Below are 25,066 nucleotides of genomic sequence, written 5' to 3'. Positions count from 1 at the left end.
CGGCCCCCCGGCGCCGCCGCGTGCTCCCCCGGCACGCGGCGGCGCTGGTCACGGTCGCCGTCCTGGCGGGGTGCGGCGGCCCGGCCGACGCGGGCGCGGCGGCGACGTCGGCCGCGACCCCGTCGGTCTCCGCACCGGCACCGGCCCCCGAGCCGACCCCGGCACCCGGGCCGACGGTGCCGGTGCAGGACGCCGCGCTCGGTGCGCAGCCCGCCCCGGTCCAGGCCCCGGCGCCCACGCGCGTCGCGGTGCCGGACCTCGCGATCGACATGTCGGTCGACCCGGTCGGGGTCGAGGACGACGGCACCATGGAGATCCCCGACGACGCCGACCGCGCCGGCTGGTACCGGTTCGGCCCCGCGCCCGCCGACCCCGCGGGTGCGACGGTCGTCGCGGCGCACGTCGACTCGTGGACCACGGGCATCGGGCCGTTCTCGCGGCTGCGGGACGTCGCGGTCGGCGCGCGCGTCGAGGTCACGACGGCCGACGGCACGGTGCACGCGTACGTCGTGCAGGACGTCGCGCAGGTGCCCAAGGGCGACGCGCCGGTCGAGCAGTGGTTCGACCGCGCCGGGTCGCCCCGCCTGGTGCTCGTGACGTGCGGAGGGGCGTTCGACCGCGAGGTAGGGCACTATGCCGACAACGTCGCCGTCACCGCCGTGCCCGCACCGGGTGGATGAGCGTCGTGCTGCAGGCGAGGCCGACCGGCGTCGCCGCGACGTCGGAGGGAGACGGGGTGAGCGTGCCCACCGCCGCGCCTGACGACGTCGACGCCGTGGGGCGGGCCTTCGCCGCGGGCGACGAGGCGGCCGTCGGCGAGGCGTACCGCCGCTGGTCGGCGCTCGTGCACACGGTCGCGCTGCGCTCGCTGGGCGACCGCACCGAGGCCGAGGACGTCACGCAGCAGGTGTTCGTCGAGGCGTGGCGCGGCCGGCACCGGTTCGACCCCGACCGCGCACGGCTGCCCGCGTGGCTCGTCGGCATCACGCGGCACGCGGTGGCGGACGCGCACGAGCGCCGCGCGCGCGACCGGCGGCTGGCCGAGACGCCCGCGGTCACGGCCGACGCCGACCCCGCCCCGGCGCCCGGCGTGGACCAGCGCGTCGTGGACCGCGTGGTGGTCGCCGACGCGCTCGCGGGGCTCGGCGACCCGCAGGGCACGATCCTGCGGCTCGCGTTCTTCGACGACCTGACGCACGACCAGATCGCCGCCCGGCTGGGCCTGCCGCTGGGCACGGTGAAGAGCCACGTGCGGCGTAGCCTGGCACGCCTGCGCACGCGATGGGAGGTGGATGGTGCCGTCCGATGACCTGCACGTGGACGACGAGACCCTCGCCCTCCTCGCGCTCGGCGAGCAGGCCGGCACGCCCGACGACGCCGCCCACCTGACCGCGTGCGAGCGCTGCGCGCACGAGCTCGCGGACCTGCGCGACGTGGCCGACCTCGCCCGCGAGGCGGGCCCGGCCGCGGAGCTCGTGGCGCCCGCACCGGACGTCTGGCACCGCGTCGCGGCCGAGCTCGGGCTCGGTGAGCGCGCGCACGCGGCGGCGCACGCGGGTGCGGCCGACGCCGCCGCGGACGCGGGTGCGACCGCGGCCGTGCGCTCCGGTGCGACCGCCCCCGCGGGCGCGGCACCGGCCGCGGCCGGGAGCCCGGCCGTCGTCGTCCCGCTGCGACCGCGCTCGCGCGGCGTGCGCGGTCGCTGGCTCGCGGTCGCGGCGGCCGCGGGCCTCGTGCTGGGCGGTGCCGGCGCGACGATGTGGTGGCGCGCGTCGGCACCCGAGACGGTGCTCGCGAGCGCGACGCTCGAGCCGCTGCCCGGCTGGTCGGAGACCGGCAGCGCGCAGGTCCGCACCGCGCCCGACGGCACGCGCTCGCTCGTCGTCGACCTCGACGACGCGCCCGGCGTCGAGGGCTACCTCGAGGTCTGGCTGCTCAAGCCCGACGTGTCGGGGCTGGTCAGCCTGGGCACGCTCGACGGCACGAGCGGCACGTTCGCGCTGCCGGCGGACCTGGACCTCGCGCAGTTCCCGGTGGTCGACGTGAGCGACGAGCCGCTGGACGGGGACCCGGCGCACTCGGGCGTCTCGGTGGTCCGCGGCGCGCTCGACGTCTGACGCCGCCGCGCCGGAGGACGCCCGGGCACGGGAGTGCGACCCGGTCGGGATCGAGGGACCGGGTCGCACTCCCGCCGGTCCGGCGGCGGCCGGACCGCACCGTCACCCCGGGGGGCGGGGCGGGTGGGGGCGGTCAGAGCACGCGGACGCGCGCTCCGCTCAGACCGCCCGCGAGCGGGCCGGCCGGCGTGGGGCCGGTGACCTCGGTGCCCTCGAGGTCGGTGCCGAGGCGGACGGGCGAGCCGTCCGGGTCCTCGAACTCGGCGCCCACGAACCGCACGGGCGGCAGGTCCGCGCCCGTGACGACGTCGAGCACGGCGGCGTCGGCGCCGGGCACGTCGACCTCGAGCCAGACCTCGTCGCCCGACGTGACGACCTCGAGACGCGCGGGCCCGTCGAGCACGACCGCGTCGCTCTCGACGTCGGCCGGGCGCGTGCCGCCCGCGTACACGTTGCCGCGCGCGAGGTACGGCTGCACGCGGCCCGTGAAGCGCGTGTGGTCGCCGTCCCAGCGGTCGCCCATCTCGGTGAGGTACTGCTCGAGCGACGTCGGGTAGCCGTCGTAGGCCACCGTGCCGGCACCGGCGCCGATGCGACCCCAGGACTCGTCGGAGTACGCGGCGTCGAGGTCGCCGCCGACGAACACGTTGCCGACCCAGCGGTCGTCGCCGCACACGATGATCGCGTAACCCGCGACCTGCGTGGAGTGCGGCCGGTGGTACGGGGTCGCACGGTCGAGCATCTGCTTGAGGCCGACCGTGCCCGCGAGCAGGTTGTTGACGTACGCGCCGCCCTGGCTGTGGTTCTCGACCGAGACGGGCGAGGTCAGCACGTTGTGGTCGACGACGTAGGGGCCGTGGCTGACCTCGACGAACAGGTCGCGGCTGTTGTGCCACAGCACGTTGCGCGTGATGCGCGTGCCCTGCGTCTGCCAGTCGAGCCAGATGCCGAGCGAGCAGTCGTGGATGCGGTTGTCGGCGATGACGACGTCGATGGGCGCGTGCAGCTTGATGCCCGCGATCTCGTGCCCGTAGAACGCGCGGCCGTTCGCGATGTCGTGGATGTGGTTGCCCTCGATGCGCGAGAACACGCAGCCCAGGTGCCCGACCACGGCGTTCTGCCCGCAGTGGTGGATGTGGTTGTTGCGCACGACGTGCGAGCCGATGTGCTCGCGGTCCCAGCCGATCTGCCGCGCCGAGAACACGGACTCGAGCTGGTACTGGTAGCCGGGCTTGTCGCCGCGGTCGGTCGCGTAGTTGTCACCCGTGGACGCCTCCTTGCCCAGCGAGACCGCCGAGCACGTCGCGTCGTGGATGTCGTTGTCCTCGATGACCCAGCCGCGCGCCCAGTTGGGGCCGACGAGGCCGGGCTGGTTCGCGGTGGGCGGGGCCCACTGCGTCGCGGCCTGGCACAGCTCGAACCCGCGCACGGTGATGAAGTCGACGTGGTGGTCGGCGGGGAAGAACACCGCGGGGCGCACGTTGACCTCGACGAGCGACGCGTTCGGGTCGGCGTCGCCGAAGCTCGCGGTGACGGTCGTGACGTCGGCGCCGACCTCGGCGTGCCAGACGCGCGGCGTCCAGTCGGGGTCCGGGACGGGCACGACGGTGCCGGTCCAGTCGTCGACCTGCTCGGTGCGGCGCGGGGCGTCCGCGACGGCGTCGGCCGTCGCGACCTCGTGCAGGCGGCGGCCGTCGAGGTAGACGGCGCCCAGGTGCTGCTTGGGGTCGTCGCGCCCGGGGCGCACGATCCAGTCGCCGTCGATCTCGACGGCGAACGGGTTGAGGTCGCCGAACAGCGCGTTCGGGATCTCGACCCGCCACACGCCGCCGCCGAGCGGCTGCCAGCCGGTGACCTGCTCGGCGCCGGTGATGCGCACGTGCTCGCCGGGTGCGGCCTGGTAGGTGATGCGACGGTGCTCGCCGGTGCCGCCGCGGCGCGGGCGGACCCACTCGCGGTACGTGCCGGCGTGGACCGTCACCGTGTCGCCGGGCCGCGCGAGCTGCGCGGCGCGGTCGATGGTCCGCAGCGGCGCGTCGTGCGTGCCGGCTGCGTCGTCGGAGCCGTCGATGGAGACGTGGAGAACGTTTGCCATGCGCTGACACTACCTGCGCGCACGGCCACTTCCCAGAGGTCGTCGGCGAACCGCTTCACCACTGTAGCGACGCGCGCGCCGCGCGACCCGGGACCCGCGCGGCGCGTCCGGCCCAGGCACCCACGCGCGGCCCGCCACGGCGCTGCCCGCACACCCCGCCGGCCACGCGTCCGACGCCGCTCGAAGCGTTTCAACCCCTCGACGGCGCCCCGCCGGAGCAGCATCGTCAGGCGTGGTTGTGAACGTTCACGGTCGGTGAGCGGCGTCCCGGGCGACGGAGCCCGGGCACCCGTCGCCGCCGTGACGCCCGACGGACACCGACGTCCGCCGGGTCGGTCCGGCCCGCGCGCGGGCCCCGTCCGCCCAGGAGACGCCCGTGTCCCGCACCCGCCCACGCGCCCGCGCCCGCGCGCTCGCCCTCACGCTCGCGCTGCTCGCGGCACCCCTCGCGGGCCTCGCGGCCCCGCCCGCCCCCGCGGCCGCGGCACCCGCCGCCGTGGCCGCGGCACCCGCCCCCACCGTCGACGAGCCGGCCCCGCTGCCGCCGCTCGGGTGGAACTCGTGGAACACGTTCTACTGCAACATCAACGAGCAGATGATCCGTCAGGCGGCCGACGCGATGGTCAGCTCCGGCATGGCCGCCGCGGGCTACCAGTACGTCGTGGTCGACGACTGCTGGATGCAGGACACGCGCGGCCCCGACGGCAACCTGCGCCCCAACACCACGCGCTTCCCGTCCGGCATGAAGGCGCTCGGCGACTACATCCACTCCAAGGGCCTGAAGTTCGGCCTGTACCACGCACCGCGCGAGAAGACGTGCGACCAGTACTTCAACAACCGCCCGGGCACCTCGTCCAACGGCAACGAGACGCGCGACGCGCAGCTGTTCGCGTCGTGGGGCGTCGACTACGTCAAGCACGACTGGTGCGACCCGCGCGGCACCGTGCAGGAGCAGGCGGCGCTGTTCAAGAAGTTCGGCGACGCGCTCAAGGCCACCGGGCGGCCCATCGTCTACTCGATCAACCCCAACAGCGCGCACGACAACACCGCACCGACCTACTCGGGCTGGGGCGCGTTCGCCGACATGTGGCGCACGTCCGAGGACCTCAAGGACGCGTGGTCGACCGGCTGCCCGCCGTCGGACCAGTGGTGCTTCGTCGGCATCACCGAGGCGCTCGACATCATCGAGCCGATGCGCGAGTGGACGAAGCCGGGGCAGTACAACGACCCCGACATGCTCATGGTCGGCGTGCGCAACAGCCTCGACGCCACCGAGAACCGCGCGCACATGAGCATGTGGGCGATGCTCTCGGCGCCGCTCATCGCCGGCAACGACATCCGGAACATGAGCGCCGACGTGCGCTCGGTCCTCACCAACCGCGACGTGCTCGCGATCGACCAGGACCCGCTCGTGCGGCAGGCCGACCGCGTGCGCGACGACGGCGACGCCGAGGTGTGGGTCAAGCCGCTCGCCGACGGCTCGGCGGCGGTCGCGCTGCTCAACCGCGGCAACGGCCAGCGCTCGATCTCGGCGACGCTCGCCGAGGCGGGTCTGGGCGCGGGCACCGCGTCCTACCGCGAGCTGTGGACCGGCGCGGCGGGCCAGACGTCCGACCGGATCACCGCGACGGTCCCCGCGCACGGCGTCGCGCTCTACCGCGTCACGCCCGGCACGACGTCGCCCGGCACGTCGACGACGACCCTGGTCAGCGCCGCGTCGGGCCGCTGCCTCGACGCCCCCAACGGCGCGACCGCCAACGGCACGCGCCCGGTGATCTGGGACTGCAACGGCGGCACCAACCAGCGGTGGACGGCCGACGGCGCGACGCTGCGCGTGCTCGGCCGCTGCCTCGACGCCCCGACGGGCGCGACCGCGGGGACGGCCGTGCAGCTGTACGACTGCCACGGCGGCACCAACCAGCAGTGGACCACGCAGGCGAACGGCACGATCCGCGGCGTCGCGTCGGGGCTGTGCCTCGACGTCGACCGGAACCTCACCGCCAACGGCACGGGCGTGCTGCTGTGGACGTGCACCGGCGCGGCCAACCAGGTGTGGAGCCGGCGATGAGGCGCTGGCGGGCCGCGGCGCTGGCCGCGGTCGCGCTGCTGCTGCCCGTGGCCCTCACGTCACCGGCGGCGGCCGACAACCCGATCGTCCAGACCGTGTACACGGCCGACCCCGCGCCGCTCGTCCACGACGGGCGCCTGTACGTCTACACGAGCCACGACGAGGACGGCTCGACGTACTTCACGATGAAGGACTGGCGCGTCTTCTCGACGACCGACATGGCGAACTGGACCGACCACGGCTCCCCCATGGGGCTGGCGACGTTCGCGTGGGCCGAGGCCGACGCGTGGGCCGGCCAGGTCGTCGAGCGCGACGGGAAGTTCTTCTTCTACGTGCCGGTCAAGCAGCGCGGCGGCGGCATGGTCATCGGCGTCGGCGTCTCGGACAGCCCGACGGGGCCGTTCCGGGACGCGATCGGCCGGCCCCTGGTCGGCAACGGCGAGATCGACCCGACCGTGATGATCGACGACGACGGGCAGGCGTACCTCTACTGGGGCAACCCGAACCTCTGGTACGTCAAGCTCAACCGCGACATGGTGTCGTACTCCGGCAGCCGCACCCGGATCCCGCTCACGACGGCCGGGTTCGGCACCCGTCCGGGGAACGTCGCCAGCCGGCCCACGCTCTACGAGGAGGGGCCGTGGGTCTACAAGCGCAACGGCACCTACTACAACGTGTTCGCGGCCGAGTGCTGCAGCGAGTTCATCGGCTACTCGACGGCGCCCGGGCCGACCGGCCCGTGGACGTACCGCGGCACGGTCATGCCGCGGCAGGGCGGCAGCTTCACCAACCACCCGGCGGTCGTGGACTACCGGGGCAGGTCGTACTTCTTCTACCACAACGGCGCGCTGCCGGGCGGTGGCGGGTTCACGCGGTCCGTCGCGGTCGAGCAGTTCACGTACGGCGCCGACGGGTCGATCCCGCTCATGAACATGACCACCGCGGGACCGCCGCAGATCGAGCCCCTCGACCCGTACGTCACGCAGCAGGCCGAGACCATGGCCTGGGCGAGCGGCGTCGAGACCGAGCGCGCGACCGAGGGCGGGCTCAACCTCGCGTTCATCGGGAACGGCGACTGGGTGCGCGTCAAGGGCGTCGCGTTCGGGTCCGGCGCGGCGTCGTTCAGCGCACGCGTCGCGTCGGCCACGAGCGGCGGACGCATCGAGGTGCGGCTCGACGGCGCGTCGGGGCCGGTGGTGGGCACGTGCACGGTGCCCGGCACGGGCGGGTGGCAGACGTGGACGACCGTCACGTGCCCCGTCAGCGGCGCGACCGGCACGCGCGACCTCGTGCTGCGGTTCGCGGGCGGCAGCGGCGAGCTGTTCAACGTGGGGAGCTGGCAGTTCACGCGCGGCGGCGGCACGACGCCCACCCCGACCCCCACTCCGACGCCCGGGGCCGGTGACGTGCGGGTCGTCAACCGCGCGAGCGGCAAGGTCATGGACGTGCAGCAGCCCAACCGCGACGACGCCGCGGTGGTCGGCCAGTGGGCGAGCAACGAGCAGCCGTGGCAGCGCTGGCAGGTGGTGGACGCCGGCAGCGGGTACGTGTCGCTGCGGTCCGTGAACAGCGGCAAGTGCCTCGACGTGACCGGCGCGTCGACCGCCGACGGCGCGCGGCTCATCCAGTACACGTGCCACGGCCGCACCAACCAGCAGTTCTCCTGGCGGTCGACGGGCGACGGGTACGACCAGCTCGTCAACCGGGCGAGCGGCCGGTGCGTCGGCGTCGTCGGCGCGTCGACCGCGGACGGCGCGGCGCTCGAGCAGCGCACGTGCACGTCGGCCGCGACGTTCCAGTGGAGCCGCGCGTCGTGAGGCGGCCGGGGTGACTCCGCGGGCGGGTCGTGGCGGTGGCGCCGCGACCCGCCCTCCCGGCGGCCTCGCGGGTCGCGGGCAGGTCGCCGGGGACCTACGTCCGCCGCCGCTGCGGGCGGCCGGTCGTACGTTCGCGGTGCAGCGGGCCGGCAGCACGCCGCCCGGCACCACGGAGGGACGGCGTCATGAGCGTGTCCGAGGCTTTCCAGGCGTTCGCGCGCGAGACCCCCGAGCAGTTCGGCGTGTGGGTGCGCGCGGTCGGCGAGCTCGGCGACGCGAGCGCGCTCGACGAGCGCACGCAGGAGCTCGCCTACCTGGCGGTGCTCGCGGCGACGGGGCTGCACTCGGGGCTGGACTTCCACACGCGGCGCGCGCTCGAGCTCGGGGCAAGCCGGGACGAGGTGCTGTCGGCCGTGCTCGTCGGGCTGCCCGCGGCGGGCAACCGCGTGACGTCGGCGCTGCCGTCCGTGCTCGCCGCGTGCCCCGCGCGCGACGACACGACTGGCTCCGACGGCACGACGGGACGCGACGGCGCGACGGAGCCCTCGCCCGCCTGAGGCCGGCACGCCCACCCGGGACCTCACCATCGGCGGCTGCGGCACCGACCCGTGCCGTGCTCGTCGAGCTCCCCGCCACGTCCACCATACGTCCGGGTGGGGGGCTTGCGGCAAGGCCCCCTGCAGGGCGCAGGATCGTCCGCCCGTGCCCGCGCACCGACCCGCGCGCGGACCGGCCGACCCTGCGGAGACGATGCCGTGAACACGCCCGTGACCAGCCCTTTCGCCCTGCCCGCGACCCTGTCCGCCAAGGCCGACCCCGCGCTCGTCGCGCAGGACGCGGCGCACCTCGCCGCGGTGGCCGACGCGCTGCGCGCGCAGCTCGCCGACGCGCGCGCACGCCTCGACGCCGCGCGCCGCACGCCGACCCGCACGGGCACGGCCGCGCTCGAGCGCGACCAGGAGGTGCACCGGCTCACCGCGCGGGTGCGGCTGCTGCGCCGGTTCGGGCCCGACGTCTGCCTCGGGCGCACGGTCGCGGCCGACGGCACGCGCACGTACGTCGGCCGCATCGGCCTGACCGACCTCGACGGCACGCGCCTGCTCGTGGACTGGCGCTCGCCGCTCGCGGCGCCGTTCTTCGCGGCGACGGTCGCGCAGCCCCTCGGGCTGGTGAGCCGGCGCCGGTACCGGTGGTCGGGCGGGCGGGTCGTCGACTACTGGGACGAGGTGCTGACGCCCGACGCGCACGCCGACGGCGTCGCGCCCGACGACCAGTCGGCGTTCCTCGCGAGCCTCGGCGAGGACCGCTCGGACCGCATGCGGGACGTGCTCACGACGATCGCGGCGGACCAGGACGCCGCGATCCGCGCCGACGCGCGCGGCACGCTCGTGGTCGACGGCGGGCCGGGCACCGGCAAGACCGTCGTCGCGCTGCACCGCGCGGCGTATCTGCTGCACGCCGACCCGCACCTCGCGCGGCGCGGCGGCGTGCTCGTGGTCGGCCCGCACCGGCCGTACCTCGACTACGTGGCGGACGTGCTGCCGAGCCTCGGCGAGGACGGCGTGGTGACGTGCACGCTGCGGGACCTCGTGCCCGAGGGCGCGGACGCGCGGCCCGAGCCGGACCCGCGCGTCGCGGCGCTGAAGTCGACCGTCGCGATGGTCGGCGCGGTCGAGCCCGCCGTCGCGTTCTCGGAGCGCCCGCCGACGACCGACCTGGTGGTCGAGACCCCGTGGGCGGACGTCGTGCTGACCGCCGCCGACTGGGCGGACGCGTTCGCGTCGGTCGAGCCGGGCACGCCGCACGACGAGGCACGCGACCAGGTGTGGGAGACGCTCGCCACGCTCGTGATCGAGCGGCACGACGCCGACGTGCCGACCGCCGAGCTGCGCCGCGCGCTGACCCGGGACCGCGAGCTGACGCGCATGTTCGGGCGGCACTGGCCGCTGCTGGACGGCCCGGACGTCGTCGCCGACCTGTGGTCGGTGCCCGCCTACCTGCAGCTGTGCGCGCCCTGGCTGATCCCGGACGAGGTGCGCGCGCTGCAGCGCGACGACCCGCACGCGTGGACCGACGCCGACCTGCCGCTGCTCGACGCCGCGCGCCGCCGCGTGGGCGACCCCGAGGCACCGCGCCGCGCGCGCGAGCGGGACGCCGCGGAGGCCGCCGACCGTGAGTACATGGCGGACGTCGTGGACTACCTCGCGTCGAACGACGACTCGGAGCTGGGACTCATGAAGTCGCTCGCGCAGGGCGACCTGCGCGACGCGCTGGTCGACCACGAGACGGTCGAGCGGCCGGCGCCCGACCGGCTCGCGGGGCCGTTCGCGCACGTCGTGGTCGACGAGGCGCAGGAGCTCACCGACGCGCAGTGGCAGATGCTCCTCGCGCGGTGCCCGTCGCGGTCGTTCACCGTGGTGGGCGACCGTGCGCAGGCGCGCGCGGGGTTCGTCGAGCCGTGGGCCGAGCGGCTGACGCGCGTGGGCCTGCGGGACGTCGACGTCGCGACGCTCACGGTCAACTACCGGACGCCCGCCGAGGTCATGGCCGCCGCCGAGCCCGTGATCCGCGCGGCCGTGCCGGACGCGAACGTGCCCACGTCGATCCGCGCGACCGGGGCGCCCGTGCGGCACGGGGCCGTGGCGGACCTCGACGCCGTGCTCGACACGTGGCTCGCGGCGCACGCCGCGGGCGTCGCGTGCGTCATCGGGGCGGACGCGACCGTCGAGCGGGACCGCGTGCGGTCGCTCACGCCGACGCTCGCCAAGGGGCTGGAGTTCGACCTCGTCGTGCTCGTCGACCCGGGCGCGTGGGGCGACGACGTCGCGGCGACGGTCGACCGGTACGTCGCGATGACGCGCGCGACGTCCGAGCTCGTGGTGCTGGGTGCGGCGTGAGCATCCGCGTGCCGGGGGCGGCCGCGACGCTGGCTAGGGTGACGAGGACACGTGGCCGGCCCCCGGCCCAGGACCGACGCGAGGACTCCCCCCGATGCGCAGCGCCACCAAGGTCGAGGTCGACCGCCCCACCCTCGAGACGCTCGTGCGCGAGGTCCTGGGCACGGAGTCACCCGTCGCGGACGTGCGGTCGCTGACCGACGGCATGTTCAACGCCGCGTACGCGGTCACGCTGGCGGACGGGTCGCGCGCGGTCGTCAAGGTCGCGCCGCCCGCGGGCACGCCGCTGCTCACGTACGAGCAGGACCTCATGCCGGCGGAGGTCGACTTCTTCCGCCGCGCGGCGGGCGTCGTGCCGGTGCCGCAGGTGCTGGGCGTCGACCTGACCCGCCGGCACGTGGACCGCGACGTGCTGGTGCTGCAGCACCTCGACGGGGCGCCGCTGCACAACCTGCGCCGCGACCTGAGCCCCGAGCAGACGGCCGCCGTGCGGCGCGAGCTCGGCGGTGCCGTCGCGCGGCTGCGCACGGTCACGGGCACGCGGTTCGGGTACGACCGGCCCGACGGTGCGCTGTCGGCCGACCGCTGGTCGGCCGCGTTCGCGGCGATGGTCGACGCGCTGCTGGCCGACGCCGACCGGTACGGCGTGCGCCTGCCGCGCTCGGCGGCCGGGCTGTCAGAGCGGGTCGCGGCGGCCGCGCCCGAGCTCGACACCGTCGAGGTGCCCGTGCTCACGCACTTCGACCTGTGGGCGGGCAACGTGTTCGTCGCCCGGTCGGGCGGCACCGCGCGCCTCGAGGCGCTCATCGACGGCGAGCGCGCGTTCTGGGGCGACCCGTTGGCCGAGCTCGCGTCGACCGCGCTGTTCGCGAACCCCGCCAAGGACTTCGACTTCCTCGACGGGTACGCGCAGGCCGCGGGCGAGCCGCTCGTGCTCGACGACCGGGCGCGGCTGCGGCTCGCGCTCTACCGCACCTACCTGTACCTGATCATGACGATCGAGGCCGCACCCCGCGGCTACAGCGGCGCCGAGGCCGTCGCGACAGCGGTGTACGTGCGCAAGAAGCTCAAGCGCGAGCTGAAGACGCTGCGGGCGTCGCTGGTCTGACGCGCTCCGGCCGCCGCAGCCGCGTCAACGGCGGACCGGCGCCGCGACCTGGACGACGTGCGCGAACGGCAGGAAGTCGTCGAGGCTCGCCGTCAGGACGGTGGCGCCGAGCCCTGGTCGATCGCGGCGAGGTCCTCGTGCAGCCGCTGTGCCGCGTCGGCCGTCAGCGGAGTGATGGCCGCCAGCTCTGCCCCGCGCACCCACGGGTGCCGATCTGAAGCAGGAGGCACGAGTGCGGCGGCGGTTGGTCGCCCAAGGCTCGTCCCCTCGGCGGGCCTGCCAGAGTCCAGGACCGGGCGCCGCACCGCCCGGGGACTCCGCCCGACGTCCCGGTTCCGCGCCGTGGCCATGGCCCCACCCTAGACGGAGGCGTGCGGATGTGGATCGGCTGCGTCGCCGTTGACCCGATCCTTCGCCTGCGCCTCAGGGAACCACTGCGTCGCCCGCGTCGTCGGGGCGGCTGTCCTCGCCGTCGGTGGGCTCGGGTTCCGGGTCGGTGAGTCGCTCGAGCACGTCCGGCGTGCCGTCGACGGGCTCAGGGTGCTGCTCGCTCATGCGTCCTCCACGATCGCGTCGTCGAATGGTCTGGTCGCCCTGACGCTGCCAGCGCCCACCGGGTCCCGCACGCGGACGAGCAGACCTCCCCCCTGACCCCACCCGTCGGCCGCCCGACCCGCCACGCCTCCGGCCGAGACCGACCGAGGGCCGACACGTGAACCGCCCATCGACGACAGACTTTTGCCCCTTGCCCCCGCGCATTCCCATGATTTGAGGCGGCGCGGGAAGACGCAACCACCGGGTACGCGTCGCCCGGCCGAAAAACCAGCAGGACGACGCGGCACATCTCTGCCAAAAGACCTCGCGACACAGGTCCCACGCGTGCACGGATCCCTCCATTAGGTTCGGACCACTTGCGACAGGAATTCACCGGTCGCTCGCTGCTCATCGAGTCAGCATTACTCGCACACGCAGGAGGCTCCGTCATGCCAGAGAATCGAGTCACGTCGCGAGGGGCCCCTCGCTCGCCCAGCAGGGCGACGGTCGCCGGCCGTGCGCTGGCGGTCGCGCTGACCGCGCTGGCGCTGGTCCTGCCGACGGCGGCGACCGCGTCGCCGCTGTCCGTCGGCGGCGTCGACGGCTACGCCCCGCTGTCCGGCGCGCCGTGCGCGACCGTCACGCGCCCCGGGACGACCGGCCTCGCGGACATCCTGCGCCGCTCCTACCCGGTGATCCCCGCGAGCACATCGATCCGTTCGTGCACGACCGACCAGTACATCAGCGACCACAGCCGCGGTCTCGCCATCGACTGGAGCGCGCCCGCCGGTTCTGCGGCAGGCCAGCAGGTCCTGGACTGGCTGTTCGAGTCGGACGGCGGCGGCAACGCCCACGTCCGCCTTCGACGCCTGGGCATCTCGTACATCATCTGGGACAACAAGATCTGGAGCGCGAGCAACGCGACGGACCGTGGACGCGTCTCGTCCAACGTGAGCACGTGGCGCAACTACGACTCCGCGAGCTGCTTCGCGAAGTACTCCACCGCCGACTGCAGGCACGTGCGACACATGCACATCTCGCTGAGCGACGCGGGCGGGCAGCGCGCCACCTCGTGGTGGCAGCCGGCGATGGACGGTCACCGTGACAGCCCCACCGGAGTGGCTGAGACGACACCCGTACCCGCGCTCCCGTCGCGACTGCTCGCGGTGCGCACGGGTGACGTCGACCTCAAGGAGGGGCCCCTGAACGCGGGGTGGTCACGCCTGATCGACGGCGTCGAGGTGGTCGAGGCGATCACCACGCCGACCCGCGTCGGAGTCCTCACCGGCGATGGGAGGCTGCTGCTGAAGGACGGACCGGTCGGAGCGCCCTGGATGGAGGTGGCCACGGGAGTCGTCGACATCGCGCTCGGCGAGGACCGGATCGGAGTCGTCTGGTCGACGGGTCAGGCCAGCATCAAGGAGGGACCCTTCGACGCCGCGTGGACGACGGTCGCCGCGGGGGGCGCCTCCGCGATCGAGCTCACGGACAACCGCATCGGTGTGCTCGTCAACGGGGACGCACTGGTGAAGGAGGGACCGGTGGGTGCGATGTTCACGACGGTCTCGAGCAACGTCGACGAGCTCGTTCTCGACGGCGACCGGCTCGCCGTCCGCAAGAACGGGGCCGTCCACGTCAAGGAGGGCTCGCTCGGTGCCGGCTGGACCACGGTGCTGGGGGCGGGGGCGATCGACGCCGAGCTGGGCGGCGGACGCGTCGCCGTCCGGACGGCCGACAAGGTCATCGTGAAGGAAGGCCCGCTGGGCGCCCAGTGGACGACCGTCCTCACGGGGCCGACGACATCGCTGTCGGTCACGAACGACCGCATCGGCGTCGTGACGGCCAACGGGAACCTCGTCGTGAAGGAGGGCTCGCTCGGCGCCCAGTGGACCACGGTCACGAGCGGGTCAGCGGCCGTCGATCTGAGCTGACCCCGCCCGGAGCGGTGTCGCACCGCCGGGCATCATGCCGCCGGCAGGGGTCCGACAGCCGTCGGGCCCCTGCCGGCGCGTGGGATCAGAAGTCCCAGTCCTCGTCCTCGGTGTTGACGGCCTTGCCGATGACGTACGACGAGCCCGACCCGGAGAAGAAGTCGTGGTTCTCGTCGGCGTTGGGGCTCAGCGCCGAGAGGATCGCCGGGTTGACGTCCGTCTCGTCGCGCGGGAACAGGGCCTCGTAGCCGAGGTTCATGAGGGCCTTGTTGGCGTTGTAGCGCAGGAACTTCTTGACGTCCTCGGTGAGGCCGAGCTCGTCGTAGAGGTCCTGCGTGTACTCCACCTCGTTGTCGTACAGCTCGAAGAGCAGCTCGAACGTGTAGTCCTTGAGCTCCGCCCGCTCGGCCGGGGACACCAGCTCGAGGCCCTTCTGGAACTTGTAGCCGATGTAGTACCCGTGCACGGCCTCGTCGCGGATGATGAGGCGGATCAGGTCGGCCGTGTTGGTGAGCTTGGCGCGCGACGCCCAGTACATGGGCGCGTAGAAGCCCGAGTAGAACAGGAACGACTCGAGCATCGTCGAGGCGACCTTGCGCTTGAGCGGCTCGTCGCCCCGGTAGTAGTTGAGGACGATCTCGGCCTTGCGCTGCAGGTTCGGGTTCTCCTCCGACCAGCGGAAAGCCTCGTCGATCTCCTTGGTCGACATGAGCGTCGAGAAGATCGAGGAGTACGACTTGGCGTGCACCGACTCCATGAACGCGATGTTCGTGTAGACGGCCTCCTCGTGCGGGGTCAGCGCGTCGGGGATGAGGCTGACCGCACCGACCGTGCCCTGGATGGTGTCCAGGAGCGTGAGGCCGGTGAACACGCGGCTCGTCATCAGCTTCTCGGCGTCCGTGAGGGTCGCCCAGGACTGGATGTCGTTGGAGACCGGCACCTTCTCCGGCAGCCAGAAGTTGCCGACCAGGCGGTCCCAGACCTCGAGGTCCTTCTCGTCCTGGAGCCGGTTCCAGTTGATCGCCGACACGCGGTCGACCAGCTTCAGCTTGCCCGTGGGGCTCATCATGTCGTTCGTCCTTGGTCTCGTCGGAGGGCGTCGCGGTGTCGAGGCGTCACAGCATGCAGCTGACGCAGCCCTCGACCTCGGTGCCCTCGAGCGCCATCTGCCGCAGGCGGATGTAGTAGATGGTCTTGATGCCCTTCTTCCACGCGTAGATCTGCGCGCGGTTGAGGTCACGCGTCGTCGCGGTGTCCTTGAAGAAGAGCGTGAGCGACAGGCCCTGGTCGACGTGCTGCGTCGCCTCGGCGTACGTGTCGATGATCTTCTCGAAGCCGATCTCGTACGCGTCCTGGTAGTACTCCAGGTTGTCGTTCGTCATGAAGGGCGCCGGGTAGTAGACGCGCCCGATCTTGCCCTCCTTGCGGATCTCGATCTTCGACGCGATCGGGTGGATCGAGCTCGTCGAGTGGTTGATGTACGAGATCGAGCCGGTCGGCGGGACCGCCTGCAGGTTCTGGTTGTACAGGCCGTGCTCGGCCACCAGGGCGGCCAGCTCGCGCCAGTCGTCCTGCGTGGGGATGTGCACGCCCGCGTCGGCGAACAGCGCGGCGACGCGCTCGGTGCGCGGCTTCCACTCCTTCTCGACGTACTTCGTGAAGTACTCGCCCGTCGCGTAGGTCGAGCGCTCGAAGCCGTAGAACGACGCCTTGCGCTCCTGCGCGAGCAGGTTCGACGCACGGATCGCGTGGTACGCGACCGTGTAGAAGTAGATGTTCGTGAAGTCGAGGCCCTCGTCGGAGCCGTAGAAGATCCGCTCGCGCGCCAGGTACCCGTGCAGGTTCATCTGCCCCAGGCCGATCGCGTGCCCGCCGGCGTTGGCCTTCTTGATCGACGGCACCGACTCGATGCTCGTCTGGTCGGAGACGGCCGTCAGGGCGCGGATCGCGGTCTCGACGGTCTTGCCCAGGTCGGGCGAGTCCATCGACAGCGCGATGTTCATCGACCCGAGGTTGCAGGAGATGTCGCGGCCGACCTCGGCGTACGACAGGTCCTCGTTGAACGTCGACGGCGTCGAGACCTGCAGGATCTCCGAGCACAGGTTCGAGTGCGTGATCTTGCCCTCGATCGGGTTGGCCCGGTTCACCGTGTCCTCGAACATGACGTACGGGTACCCGGACTCGAACTGGATCTCGGCGAGGGTCTGGAAGAACTCGCGCGCGCTGATCTTCGTCTTGCGGATGCGCTTGTCGTCGACCATCTCGTAGTACTTCTCGGTAACGTTCACGTCGGCGAACGGCACACCGTAGACGCGCTCGACGTCGTACGGCGAGAAGAGGTACATCGGCTCGTTCTTCTTGGCGAGCTCGAACGTGATGTCGGGGATGACCACGCCCAGCGACAGCGTCTTGATGCGGATCTTCTCGTCCGCGTTCTCGCGCTTGGTGTCGAGGAACCGGTAGATGTCCGGGTGGTGCGCGTGCAGGTACACGGCGCCGGCGCCCTGGCGCGCGCCGAGCTGGTTGGCGTAGCTGAACGAGTCCTCGAGGAGCTTCATGACGGGGATGACGCCCGAGCTCTGGTTCTCGATGTGCTTGATGGGCGCGCCGTGCTCGCGGATGTTCGACAGCAGCAGGGCCACTCCGCCGCCGCGCTTCGACAGCTGCAGCGCCGAGTTGATGCCGCGCGCGATGGACTCCATGTTGTCCTCGATGCGCAGCAGGAAGCAGGACACGGGCTCGCCGCGCTGCGCCTTGCCGAGGTTGAGGAACGTGGGCGTCGCGGGCTGGAAGCGCCCCGACACGATCTCGTCGACCAGGCTCATGGCGAAGTCCTGGTCGCCCTCGGCGAGCGCGAGCGCGACCATGCACACGCGGTCCTCGAAGCGCTCCAGGTACCGCTTGCCGTCGAACGTCTTGAGCGTGTACGACGTGTAGTACTTGAACGCGCCCAGGAACGTCTGGAACCGGAACTTCTTCGAGTACGCGTACTGGAACAGCGACTTGATGAACGCGCGGTCGTACTGCGCGAGCACCGCCGGGTCGTAGTACTTGTTCTCGACGAGGTAGTCGAGCTTCTCGTCGAGGTCGTGGAAGAACACCGTGTTCTGGTTCACGTGCTGCAGGAAGTACTCGCGCGCGGCCTGCCGGTCGGCGTCGAACTGGATCTTCCCGTCGGCGTCGTACAGGTTGAGCATCGCGTTCAGGGCGTGGTAGTCCAGCCCCGTCAGCTCTACGCGGGTATCTGCGACCGTCGCTGCCAAAACTGCCCCAATCCCTCACGCACGCGCGTGACGTCCTCGTTGGTTCCCATGAGCTCGAAGCGGTACAGCAGCGGTACGCGGCACTTGAGCGCCACGATGTCGCCCGCGATGCAGTACGCCTCGTTGAAGTTCGTGTTCCCCGCGGCGATGACGCCGCGGACGTGCGACCGGTTGGTCTCGTCGTTGAGGAACCGGATGACCTGCTTGGGCACCGCGCCGCCCTCGTTGCCGCCGCCGTAGGTCGGCAGCACGAGCACGTACGGCTCGGTCACGTGCAGGGGCTCGTCGGTCGCGCGCAGCGGGATGCGCTGCGCCGGCAGGCCGAGCTTCTGGACGAACCGGTGGGTGTTGCCCGAGACCGAGGAGAAGTAGACGAGGCCAGCCATGGTCGACCCCTCCCTCTCGTGTCGCGTGCCGCACCGGACCCCGGGCATGCCGAGGCCCGGCCACGGGTGCCGGGTGCAGACCGACCGGCACCCGTGGATGCCGGCCGGCCTGTGTTCTCGAGTGCCCGCCGGGTCGGAGCGGTCGGTGCCGGCGCCGACCCGGGGCGTGTGCGGGGCGGGACGCGGCCCGCCCGTGGGTCAGGCGACCTGCGTCGCCAGCTTCTCGGCCAGGGCCTTGATGCGGTCGGGGCGGTAGCCCGACCAGTTCTCACCGCCGGCGACGACGACCGGCGCCTGCAGGTGGCCGAGCGACATGACGTAGTCGCGCGCGTCGGCGTCCTCGGAGATGTCGACCACGGTGTAGTCGTGGCCGAGCTTGTCGAGGGCGCGGTACGTCGCCGTGCACTGCACGCAGGCCGGCTTGCTGTACACCGTGATGGTCATTCGTCTGCTCCCCCGAGCTCGTGGTTCGTGTATCCCCTGGACGGCCGAGACACCCGGGGGCGGGTGCCGTCGAGGCACCCGAGCAAGTCGGGGCGAGCCGTCCGGGAAGACACTACACCTGGGGTCTGACAACGCAACCCACCACTAGGTGTTGTGTTACAGGTGTGTCGTTCTTCACCCTGGGGACCCGCCCGTCCCCCGCCTGTGGACGGCTCCGACGGCCCCTGACGTGCAGCGATGCGCGGCCTGGGCGGTGCCCGGAGCCGTCGCCCACACGTCCGTGCACAGGGCGCGCCGCGCCGTCCCCACCCCCGTCCACAGGGCCCGCGCCCGGGTTGTCCGCATCCTCGGGCGCGCGGCACCCGACCTGGACGCACGGAGCGTTGCGGAGCCGGTCGCCCTGTGCCAGACATCGGACATGGGGGCGCGCGGGGGCGACGTGACGGTCGTCGCGCCCCCGGGCGCGACCCTCGGGGCGGCCGTGAGCGCCGCGCTGAGCGAGCGCGGCTGGCACGTGCACGACGTCCGGGTGGCCCGCGCCACCCGCGAGCTGCTGCGCACGGGCGTGGTGCTGCTGCTCGAGGACGACACCGGGCGCCCCACCGTCCACGTCCCGCCGCGCCTCGCGCTGCACGCGTGCGTGGTCGTCGCGTCGGCGCGGTCCGCGCACGAGCTGCGCGACCTGCTGCGCCGCGGGGCCGGCGTGCTCGACCAGGACGTCCCCCTGCTCGTGCTCGTGCCGGCGATCGAACGTCGCCTGGGACCCCCGCCCCACGCACCGCCCGCCGCGCTCGTCGACGCCGCACTGGCGCGGCGGCAGGCCGAGGCGGTCGGCCTCGCGCGCCTGACCGCCACCGAGCGGGCCGTGCTCACGCTCCTCGTCGCCGGCGTCGGGCCGGACCGGATCGGCGCGCTGCGGCACCTGTCGATGAACACGGTCCGCAGCCACATCCGCGCGATCCTCGGCAAGCTCGGCGCACGCTCGCAGCTCGAGGCGGTCGCCGTCGCGCACCGGTCGGCGCGGGACGTCGCCGGGACCGCACCCGACTTCACCGACCCGGACCTCACCAATCCTGGTGAGGCCGCGGCGCGCCGCGGTGGCCCACAGTGAGAGGGACCGGACGTTCCGGCCACCGCCCGCGGCGACGACGCCCGGGCCTCACGAGGGGGCGCACCATGAGACAGACATCCAGCGACACGCTCACGACGCTGCTCGACACCACCGTGGTCGGGCAGCCCTGGCAGCCGCACCTGACGCTCGGCGCGGGCGTCGACGCCGTCACGGGCCAGCTGCGCGCGACCGCGGTCAAGCCGTTCACCGTCACCCCGAGCCCGTCGCTGCAGCCCGAGTACGAGTACTCGTTCGTGCAGTCCGAGAGCGACGTGCAGAGCCTCATCAGCGCCTCGCTCAAGGCGTCGTACAACCTCGAGGGCGTCACGGTGTCCGGCAGCACGTCGTACCTCGAGGAGATCGCGGTGTCCGACCTCGCCGTGACGCTCGTCGCGCGGGTCGCCGTGCAGGAGAGCCGCTACGCGCTCGCACCGTCCTACGAGCTCGCGCTCACGCCGGGCGAGGACTTCCGGACGAAGTACGGCGACTACTTCGTCGCCGGCTACCGCGGCGGCTCGTCGCTGTACGTCGTCTACCAGTGCCGGTTCACCAGCAGCGAGCAGCGCACCAAGTTCTCGGCCTCGCTCGCGGCCGACGTCCCGCAGGTGCTGAGCGCCGAGGGCAGCTCGAGCTTCGAGCGGATCGCCAAGGAGAGCAGCGCGAGCGTGAGCGTCCGGATCCGCGCGCAGGGCGTCTCGAGCGTCATCCCCGACCCGCCCGCGTCCGGCTGGACGGCCGCGTCGGTCGTGTCGGTGCTCGTGCCGTGGTTCAACTCCTCGCTCGCGTACGAACCGCTCGAGAGCTACCTCATGGCCTATCGCCTGATCGACCCGTCGCTGTCGGGCGAGGTGCCCGTCAGCCCCGACGTGTTCGCGCAGCTCGGGTACCTGTACGGCCGGTTCTGGCTCGCGCGCGCGTACGTGCGTACGTGCCCCGACTTCGGCCGCAGGCCGGTCGAGGACACCTACGCCAAGCTCCAGAAGACCGTCGAGGCCAACCAGGCCTCGCTGGCGACCGACGTGCCGAAGATCGAGGAGCTGACGGCGCAGACGCTCGAGCTGCTCGACTCGCTGCACCAGGTGCAGAACCGGCAGGCGTTCTACTCGCGCGTGATGAGCGCCGCCAAGACCGAGCCGCCCGCCGGGCAGAACTTCGACGCCGACACGGGGCAGGTGCGGTGGGGCTACGGCTTCCAGCAGGGCACCGCGCCCGGCGTCGTCGTCACCGCCGAGTCCGACCGGGTCCGTCAGGACTGGCACATCGGCTGGCGCGAGCACGTGTTCTCGTACCGCAACTCCTCCCGCGTGCTCGTGGGCTGGGACGTCGTGTGCAACTGGTCGGACGGCACCGGCGGCGACTGGCACAAGGTGAGCGACACGATCATCGGCCGCAGCGGCGGGGACGTGTACGTCAAGAGCGACTACGACCGCGGCTACGACTGGTCGATCACCTGGTACTCGGTCGACGCGAGCCAGTACCCGCCCGGCCCCTGGACGGCCACGGGCGTGCACGTGGGCACGGGCGCGCAGGCGCCCGCGCTGCAGGTCCTCGCCGTCGACGACGACCCGGTCGCCTACTGGACGCCCGAGCGGATGGCCGCGGCGGTGCCCGTGGAGCCGACGTTCCCGGCACCGCCGACGCACGAGGGCTCACGGTCGCTGGTCGGCGGCCCGGGCGTGGTCGCGGGCGGCACACCCGGCTCCCAGGGAGACCTGTGGGCGCCGCGGACGCAGCCCGTCGCGCAGCCGCAGGACTTCCCGTAGCGCACGGTCGGGCGGCTCTTCTTCCTGCAGGACGGGCAGCCCCGCACCGGCTCGGCCTTCGTCGTGCACACGTCGGGGATCATGACGGCCGCGCACTGCCTGCTGATGGACGGCCACCGGTCCACGCAGATCGTGTTCGTGCCCGCGTACCAGGACGGGCAGGCCCCGTTCGGGGCGTGGGCCGTCGACGCGGTGGGCTGGCCCGACGCGTGGGCGGCGCAGCAGGTGCCCGCGTGGGACGTCGGCGTCGGGCTCGTCCGCGCCGACGGCCAGGGGCGCGGCGTCGGCGACGTCGTGGGCTGGGCCGCCCTGCGGTGGGGCGCCGTCGCGGGGTCGTGGGACGACGTCGGCTACCCGGCGCAGCCGACCCCGCAGTTCCCGTTCGACGGCGCACGACCCTGGTCGTCAGCCGGCGCGCGGGTGCCGTGGCACGCGGTCTCGACGATCGCGAAGGAGGGCGACATGACGGGCGGCGCGAGCGGCAGCCCGTGGTTCGAGCCCGGGACGCCCGTCGTCAACGGCCTGCAGAGCTGGAGCGAGGCACCGGAGGCGCGGACGAACGTCGGGCCCGAGTTCGCCGCGTGGGTCGGCGCCTTCTACCACCGCGCGTTCCCCGCCTGAGAGCCGTCCGTCCCCCAGCGGGCGGGCACGTGCCGGGTGCGCCTCGTCGCGCGCCCGGCACGTGCCGTGCGACGGGCCGTCAGACCGCGGCGAGCGCGCGCCCGACGAGCGCCAGCACGCCGAGGCTCACGGCCGTCCAGGCGAGCATCGAGCCCAGCACGTAGGCGACGTAGCCGAGGCGCTGACGTGCGGTGCCCTCGAAGTACGGGGCGGGGGCCCAGCGCACGGTCTCGACGAGGTGCCGCAGACGGGCGCGGGCGGGGAGGGCGGCGGCGGGACGGCGGTAGGTGACGGCGGACACGAGGACGCTCCTGTGGGTGCGACGGCGATGCGGGCCGGGGTCTCCGGCCTCACCATCGTCTCACGATGTGGATGGCCGGACGGGGACGAAGGGCCCCGCCGCAGCCGCTGACCACGGGCTCCGCCCGACGTCAGGCGATGCGCAGGTGCTCCGCCGCCGGCTCGGGCCGTGCGCCGTCGGGCCGCTCCGCCACCGCCTTCTCCAGCACCGACGTGATCTCCTCACCCACGAGCTCGTACCGGTCGAGCAGCGCGTCGCGCAGCGCCTCGACGAGGTCCCGGTTGCTCGCGAGCAGCCGCCGCACGGTCGCCCGCGCGCTGTCCAGCACGTCCTCGAGCTGCACGCGCGCCCGCGGGTCGGCGATCACCGCCGAGACCAGGTCCTTGTCCGTCGCCGCGAACGACACGAGCGACCCCGCCATGCCCGCCGCACCGACCATCTGCGCGGCCGTGCGGGTCGCCGCCGCGAGGTCGGAGGCCGGGCCCGTCGTCGTCTGGCCGAAGAACAGCTCCTCGGCGACCCAGCCGCCCATCGCGATCTGCACGAGCGCGCGCAGGTCGCCGCTCGTGTGCGTGTAGACCTCCTCGCAGTCGCCGTGCGCGAGCAGCCCCAGCGCCGAGCCGCGCTTGACGATCGTCAGCACCTCGAGCGTGCGGTTGGGCGCGACCAGCCACGCGGTCACCGCGTGACCCGCCTCGTGCGTCGCGATGAGCGTCCGCTCGGTCCGCGTGTACGTCACGGGGTGGCCGATGCCGACGAGCTCGGTGATGCGCGCCTGCTCGACGTCGACGTACCGCATCGCGTCGTCGCCGCGGCGCAGCGCGTTGACCAGCGCCTCGTCGAGCAGGTGCTCGACCATCACGGGCGTCCACCCGCTGGTCGCGGCCGCGAGCCGGTCCCGCGTCGCGGGCTCGTCGAGCTCGGCGTGGTGCGCGCGCCGCGCGAGGAAGTGGTCGACGAGCGCACGCCGCCCGTGCGCGTCCGGCGGGTTGAACGTGAGACGGCGGTCGAACCGGCCCGGGCGCAGCAGCGCCGGGTCGAGGTGGTCGGCGCGGTTGGTCGCGGCGATCAGCAGGATCGGCGCACGCGTGGGGCGCCGCTGCTTGAGCTGCCGGTGCGCGGGCAGCAGCAGGTTCACCGCCGCGACGAGCCGGTTGTACAGCCGGTCGCCGCCCACGGGCTCGTCGAACGACTGCATCTGCACCAGCAGCTCGTTGACGACGCCGCCCGTGCCCTCCGAGATCATCGCGTTGCGCACCACCCCGGCGCCCTGCCCCGCGAGCACCGCGGACGGCGACGGCAGCCCGACGAACGCGGCCGTCGGCTCCGCCGCGAGCAGCCCGCCGCGGCGCAGCGCGATCGCGTCGATCTCCTCGATGAAGCCGATCGCGCCGCCCTCCTTGCGGGCCGCGGTGCGCAGCGCACGGAAGTACGTGCGGATCTTGCGGGCCGTCGCGCCGTAGTACATCGACTGGAAGCTCGTCGCGGACACGAACAGGAACGGCACGCCCGCCTCGGCCGCCATCGCCTTGGCCGTGAGCGTCTTGCCCGTCCCCGGCGGACCCTCGAACAGCAGGCCGCGGCGCGGCGTGCCGCCCATCTGGTCGGCGAACCGCCGGTGCGTCTGGAACAGGTCGATCGAGCGGCGCACGTCGTCGACGATCGGGTCGATGCCGACCACGTCGTCGAGCGTCACGTCGACCTGCTCGGGCCGGTACGTGACGTGCGGCGAGCGCCCCGCCCCCACCTGCGTGCCGACGAGCAGCGCGATGAGGGCGACGAAGAACAGCACGGGCGCGACGACCATCGGGTCGACCGACGGCAGCACCACGAGCGGCCGCCCGGTCACCGCGGCCCACACCACGTACGCCTCGAGCGCGAGCACGACGAGGCACAGGCGGACCACGCGACGACGCCGCACGCGCTCGCGGTCGACCGCGATGTCGTGGCTGGCCAGCGGACGGGCGGGCGCGGGTGCGTCGGTCACGGGCGTCCCCTTCGTCGGGCGACGGCCGCGCGGGCGACCGCCGCGGCCGCGGTGGTCAGCCCATCGTCGTCCGGATTGTCCGAATCGGACAACGGGTGACGCCCGCTGTCACCCGTCCGGCCCAACGTGGCGCACCCGGCCCCCGCTCGCCGAGTGCACCCCGACGCCGTCGAGTGCGCCACGAGCAACGGGTGCGCTCGAGCGCGTGCCGGCGCACTCGGCGGAAGGGCGGGGCGGGGCGGCGGGGCGGGGCGTCGGTGCGGGATGCTGGGGGCGTGCGGATCACGACGCTGGGCGAGCTCGCGGTGGACGGGCGGCCCGTGCGCGGCGAGCGGCTGGGCGCGGTCCTGCGCGAGCTGCTCGACGCCCGGGGCCGCGTCGTGTCCGTCGCCGCGCTCGTCGACGCGGTGTGGCCCGACGCCCCGCCGGCCGACACGACGGGTGCCGTCCAGGCCCTCGTGTCACGGCTGCGGCGCACCGGGCTGCCCGTGCAGGGCACGACCGGGGGGTACCGCCTGCCCCTCGACGACCTCGAGGTCGACACCGCCCGTGCGCACGACCTCGCGGCCGCCGCGGCCGCCGCGCTGGCCGCCGGGCGCCCCGACGACGCGCGGGCCGCCGCC

Annotated in this window: 21 protein-coding genes; 13 read left to right on the top strand and 8 right to left on the bottom strand. The window is 73.4% G+C overall.

What is annotated here, in order from left to right:
* The 3 genes from CS2_RS12405 to CS2_RS12395 form a co-directional block, all read left to right on the top strand.
* The coding region (locus tag CS2_RS12405; protein ID WP_369691427.1) for a class F sortase at positions 1-680 on the top strand (680 nt) is incomplete at its 5' end.
* Between the two features lie 62 nt (positions 681-742).
* A complete protein-coding gene (locus CS2_RS12400) occupies positions 743-1,309 on the top strand; it encodes an RNA polymerase sigma factor (RefSeq protein ID WP_233421172.1) in 567 nt (188 codons plus the stop codon).
* 7 nt (positions 1,310-1,316) lie between these two features.
* On the top strand, positions 1,317-2,117 hold the full coding sequence (locus CS2_RS12395) for an anti-sigma factor (RefSeq protein WP_233421171.1): 801 nt from the start codon (positions 1,317-1,319) through the stop codon (positions 2,115-2,117).
* Between the two features lie 133 nt (positions 2,118-2,250).
* Here CS2_RS12395 and CS2_RS12390 read toward each other — a convergent pair whose 3' ends face one another.
* A complete protein-coding gene (locus CS2_RS12390; protein WP_070320220.1) occupies positions 2,251-4,212 on the bottom strand; it encodes a right-handed parallel beta-helix repeat-containing protein in 1,962 nt (653 codons plus the stop codon).
* Between the two features lie 376 nt (positions 4,213-4,588).
* Between CS2_RS12390 and CS2_RS12385 the strand changes: the two genes are divergently transcribed.
* The 5 genes from CS2_RS12385 (at position 4,589) to CS2_RS12365 (ending at position 12,102) form a co-directional block, all read left to right on the top strand.
* Complete coding sequence (locus CS2_RS12385; RefSeq protein ID WP_070320219.1) at positions 4,589-6,280, top strand: glycoside hydrolase family 27 protein; 1,692 nt, start codon at positions 4,589-4,591, stop codon at positions 6,278-6,280.
* Positions 6,277-8,097: a family 43 glycosylhydrolase gene (locus CS2_RS12380; RefSeq protein WP_070320224.1), complete on the top strand. Its 1,821-nt coding sequence runs from the start codon at positions 6,277-6,279 to the stop codon at positions 8,095-8,097. The genes CS2_RS12385 and CS2_RS12380 overlap by 4 nt, the downstream gene beginning before the upstream one ends.
* 185 nt (positions 8,098-8,282) lie before the next feature.
* Positions 8,283-8,654: a carboxymuconolactone decarboxylase family protein gene (locus tag CS2_RS12375; protein ID WP_082740192.1), complete on the top strand. Its 372-nt coding sequence runs from the start codon at positions 8,283-8,285 to the stop codon at positions 8,652-8,654.
* 198 nt (positions 8,655-8,852) lie between these two features.
* Positions 8,853-10,994 (top strand): RNA polymerase recycling motor ATPase HelR, encoded by a 2,142-nt coding sequence (helR, locus tag CS2_RS12370; protein WP_070320218.1) that lies wholly within the window; start codon positions 8,853-8,855, stop codon positions 10,992-10,994.
* A 94-nt stretch (positions 10,995-11,088) separates the two neighbouring features.
* A complete protein-coding gene (locus CS2_RS12365) occupies positions 11,089-12,102 on the top strand; it encodes an aminoglycoside phosphotransferase family protein (protein ID WP_070320217.1) in 1,014 nt (337 codons plus the stop codon).
* Between the two features lie 423 nt (positions 12,103-12,525).
* Here CS2_RS12365 and CS2_RS19640 read toward each other — a convergent pair whose 3' ends face one another.
* Positions 12,526-12,657 (bottom strand): hypothetical protein, encoded by a 132-nt coding sequence (locus CS2_RS19640; RefSeq protein ID WP_255430650.1) that lies wholly within the window; start codon positions 12,655-12,657, stop codon positions 12,526-12,528.
* Positions 12,658-13,085: 428 nt separating this feature from the next.
* On the opposite strand from CS2_RS19640, the gene CS2_RS12360 reads away from it, so the two are divergent.
* Positions 13,086-14,567, top strand: coding sequence for a VldE C-terminal domain-containing protein (locus tag CS2_RS12360; protein WP_070320216.1), 1,482 nt, complete (start codon positions 13,086-13,088; stop codon positions 14,565-14,567).
* A gap of 85 nt (positions 14,568-14,652) precedes the next feature.
* On the opposite strand, the gene nrdF is transcribed toward CS2_RS12360, so the two are convergent.
* The 4 genes from nrdF to nrdH all read right to left on the bottom strand — a co-directional run bounded on the left by nrdF (position 14,653) and on the right by nrdH (position 18,660).
* Positions 14,653-15,633, bottom strand: a complete 981-nt coding sequence (gene nrdF / locus CS2_RS12355; RefSeq protein ID WP_046531059.1) for a class 1b ribonucleoside-diphosphate reductase subunit beta — start codon at positions 15,631-15,633, stop codon at positions 14,653-14,655.
* A 49-nt stretch (positions 15,634-15,682) separates the two neighbouring features.
* On the bottom strand, positions 15,683-17,830 hold the full coding sequence (nrdE, locus tag CS2_RS12350) for a class 1b ribonucleoside-diphosphate reductase subunit alpha (protein ID WP_070320215.1): 2,148 nt from the start codon (positions 17,828-17,830) through the stop codon (positions 15,683-15,685).
* A complete protein-coding gene (nrdI, locus tag CS2_RS12345) occupies positions 17,800-18,216 on the bottom strand; it encodes a class Ib ribonucleoside-diphosphate reductase assembly flavoprotein NrdI (RefSeq protein WP_046529925.1) in 417 nt (138 codons plus the stop codon). The genes nrdE and nrdI overlap by 31 nt, the downstream gene beginning before the upstream one ends.
* A gap of 198 nt (positions 18,217-18,414) precedes the next feature.
* Positions 18,415-18,660, bottom strand: coding sequence for a glutaredoxin-like protein NrdH (gene nrdH / locus CS2_RS12340; protein WP_046529924.1), 246 nt, complete (start codon positions 18,658-18,660; stop codon positions 18,415-18,417).
* A gap of 418 nt (positions 18,661-19,078) precedes the next feature.
* Here nrdH and CS2_RS12335 point away from each other — a divergent pair, with 418 nt between their 5' ends.
* The 3 genes from CS2_RS12335 to CS2_RS12325 all read left to right on the top strand — a co-directional run bounded on the left by CS2_RS12335 (position 19,079) and on the right by CS2_RS12325 (position 22,155).
* Positions 19,079-19,771 carry a response regulator transcription factor gene (locus CS2_RS12335; protein WP_070320214.1) on the top strand — a complete coding sequence of 231 codons (693 nt, stop codon included), beginning with the start codon at positions 19,079-19,081 and terminating at the stop codon, positions 19,769-19,771.
* A 65-nt stretch (positions 19,772-19,836) separates the two neighbouring features.
* Positions 19,837-21,534: a hypothetical protein gene (locus CS2_RS12330; RefSeq protein WP_070320213.1), complete on the top strand. Its 1,698-nt coding sequence runs from the start codon at positions 19,837-19,839 to the stop codon at positions 21,532-21,534.
* A gap of 81 nt (positions 21,535-21,615) precedes the next feature.
* Positions 21,616-22,155 carry a trypsin-like serine peptidase gene (locus CS2_RS12325; RefSeq protein WP_156442124.1) on the top strand — a complete coding sequence of 180 codons (540 nt, stop codon included), beginning with the start codon at positions 21,616-21,618 and terminating at the stop codon, positions 22,153-22,155.
* Positions 22,156-22,234: 79 nt separating this feature from the next.
* Here the strand turns inward: CS2_RS12325 and CS2_RS12320 are convergent, their stop codons facing one another.
* Positions 22,235-22,456: a hypothetical protein gene (locus CS2_RS12320; protein WP_062101110.1), complete on the bottom strand. Its 222-nt coding sequence runs from the start codon at positions 22,454-22,456 to the stop codon at positions 22,235-22,237.
* 130 nt (positions 22,457-22,586) lie between these two features.
* Positions 22,587-24,443 (bottom strand): AAA family ATPase, encoded by a 1,857-nt coding sequence (locus CS2_RS12315; RefSeq protein WP_070320211.1) that lies wholly within the window; start codon positions 24,441-24,443, stop codon positions 22,587-22,589.
* 275 nt (positions 24,444-24,718) lie between these two features.
* On the opposite strand from CS2_RS12315, the gene CS2_RS12310 reads away from it, so the two are divergent.
* On the top strand, positions 24,719-25,066 hold a 348-nt coding region (locus tag CS2_RS12310; protein WP_169798648.1), incomplete at its 3' end, for an AfsR/SARP family transcriptional regulator.

It is taken from the genome of Cellulomonas iranensis NBRC 101100 = JCM 18110 (assembly GCF_001552375.1).
Classification (GTDB): domain Bacteria; phylum Actinomycetota; class Actinomycetes; order Actinomycetales; family Cellulomonadaceae; genus Cellulomonas; species Cellulomonas iranensis.
Note: the sequence above shows the minus strand (reverse complement) of the source record. Positions and strands in the feature narration are given on the sequence as shown.

What these genes read in the sequence shown, in the direction of transcription:
- CS2_RS12330 (WP_070320213.1), top strand. Translation starts at nt 19,837, where the DNA reads ATGAGACAGACATCCAGCGACACGCTCACGACGCTGCTCGACACCACC.
- CS2_RS12380 (WP_070320224.1), top strand. Translation starts at nt 6,277, where the DNA reads ATGAGGCGCTGGCGGGCCGCGGCGCTGGCCGCGGTCGCGCTGCTGCTG.
- CS2_RS19640 (WP_255430650.1), bottom strand. Translation starts at nt 12,657, where the DNA reads ATGAGCGAGCAGCACCCTGAGCCCGTCGACGGCACGCCGGACGTGCTC.
- nrdH (WP_046529924.1), bottom strand. Translation starts at nt 18,660, where the DNA reads ATGACCATCACGGTGTACAGCAAGCCGGCCTGCGTGCAGTGCACGGCG.
- nrdF (WP_046531059.1), bottom strand. Translation starts at nt 15,633, where the DNA reads ATGAGCCCCACGGGCAAGCTGAAGCTGGTCGACCGCGTGTCGGCGATC.
- CS2_RS12390 (WP_070320220.1), bottom strand. Translation starts at nt 4,212, where the DNA reads ATGGCAAACGTTCTCCACGTCTCCATCGACGGCTCCGACGACGCAGCC.
- CS2_RS12360 (WP_070320216.1), top strand. Translation starts at nt 13,086, where the DNA reads ATGCCAGAGAATCGAGTCACGTCGCGAGGGGCCCCTCGCTCGCCCAGC.
- CS2_RS12335 (WP_070320214.1), top strand. Translation starts at nt 19,079, where the DNA reads ATGGGGGCGCGCGGGGGCGACGTGACGGTCGTCGCGCCCCCGGGCGCG.
- CS2_RS12325 (WP_156442124.1), top strand. Translation starts at nt 21,616, where the DNA reads ATGACGGCCGCGCACTGCCTGCTGATGGACGGCCACCGGTCCACGCAG.
- CS2_RS12375 (WP_082740192.1), top strand. Translation starts at nt 8,283, where the DNA reads ATGAGCGTGTCCGAGGCTTTCCAGGCGTTCGCGCGCGAGACCCCCGAG.
- CS2_RS12365 (WP_070320217.1), top strand. Translation starts at nt 11,089, where the DNA reads ATGCGCAGCGCCACCAAGGTCGAGGTCGACCGCCCCACCCTCGAGACG.
- nrdI (WP_046529925.1), bottom strand. Translation starts at nt 18,216, where the DNA reads ATGGCTGGCCTCGTCTACTTCTCCTCGGTCTCGGGCAACACCCACCGG.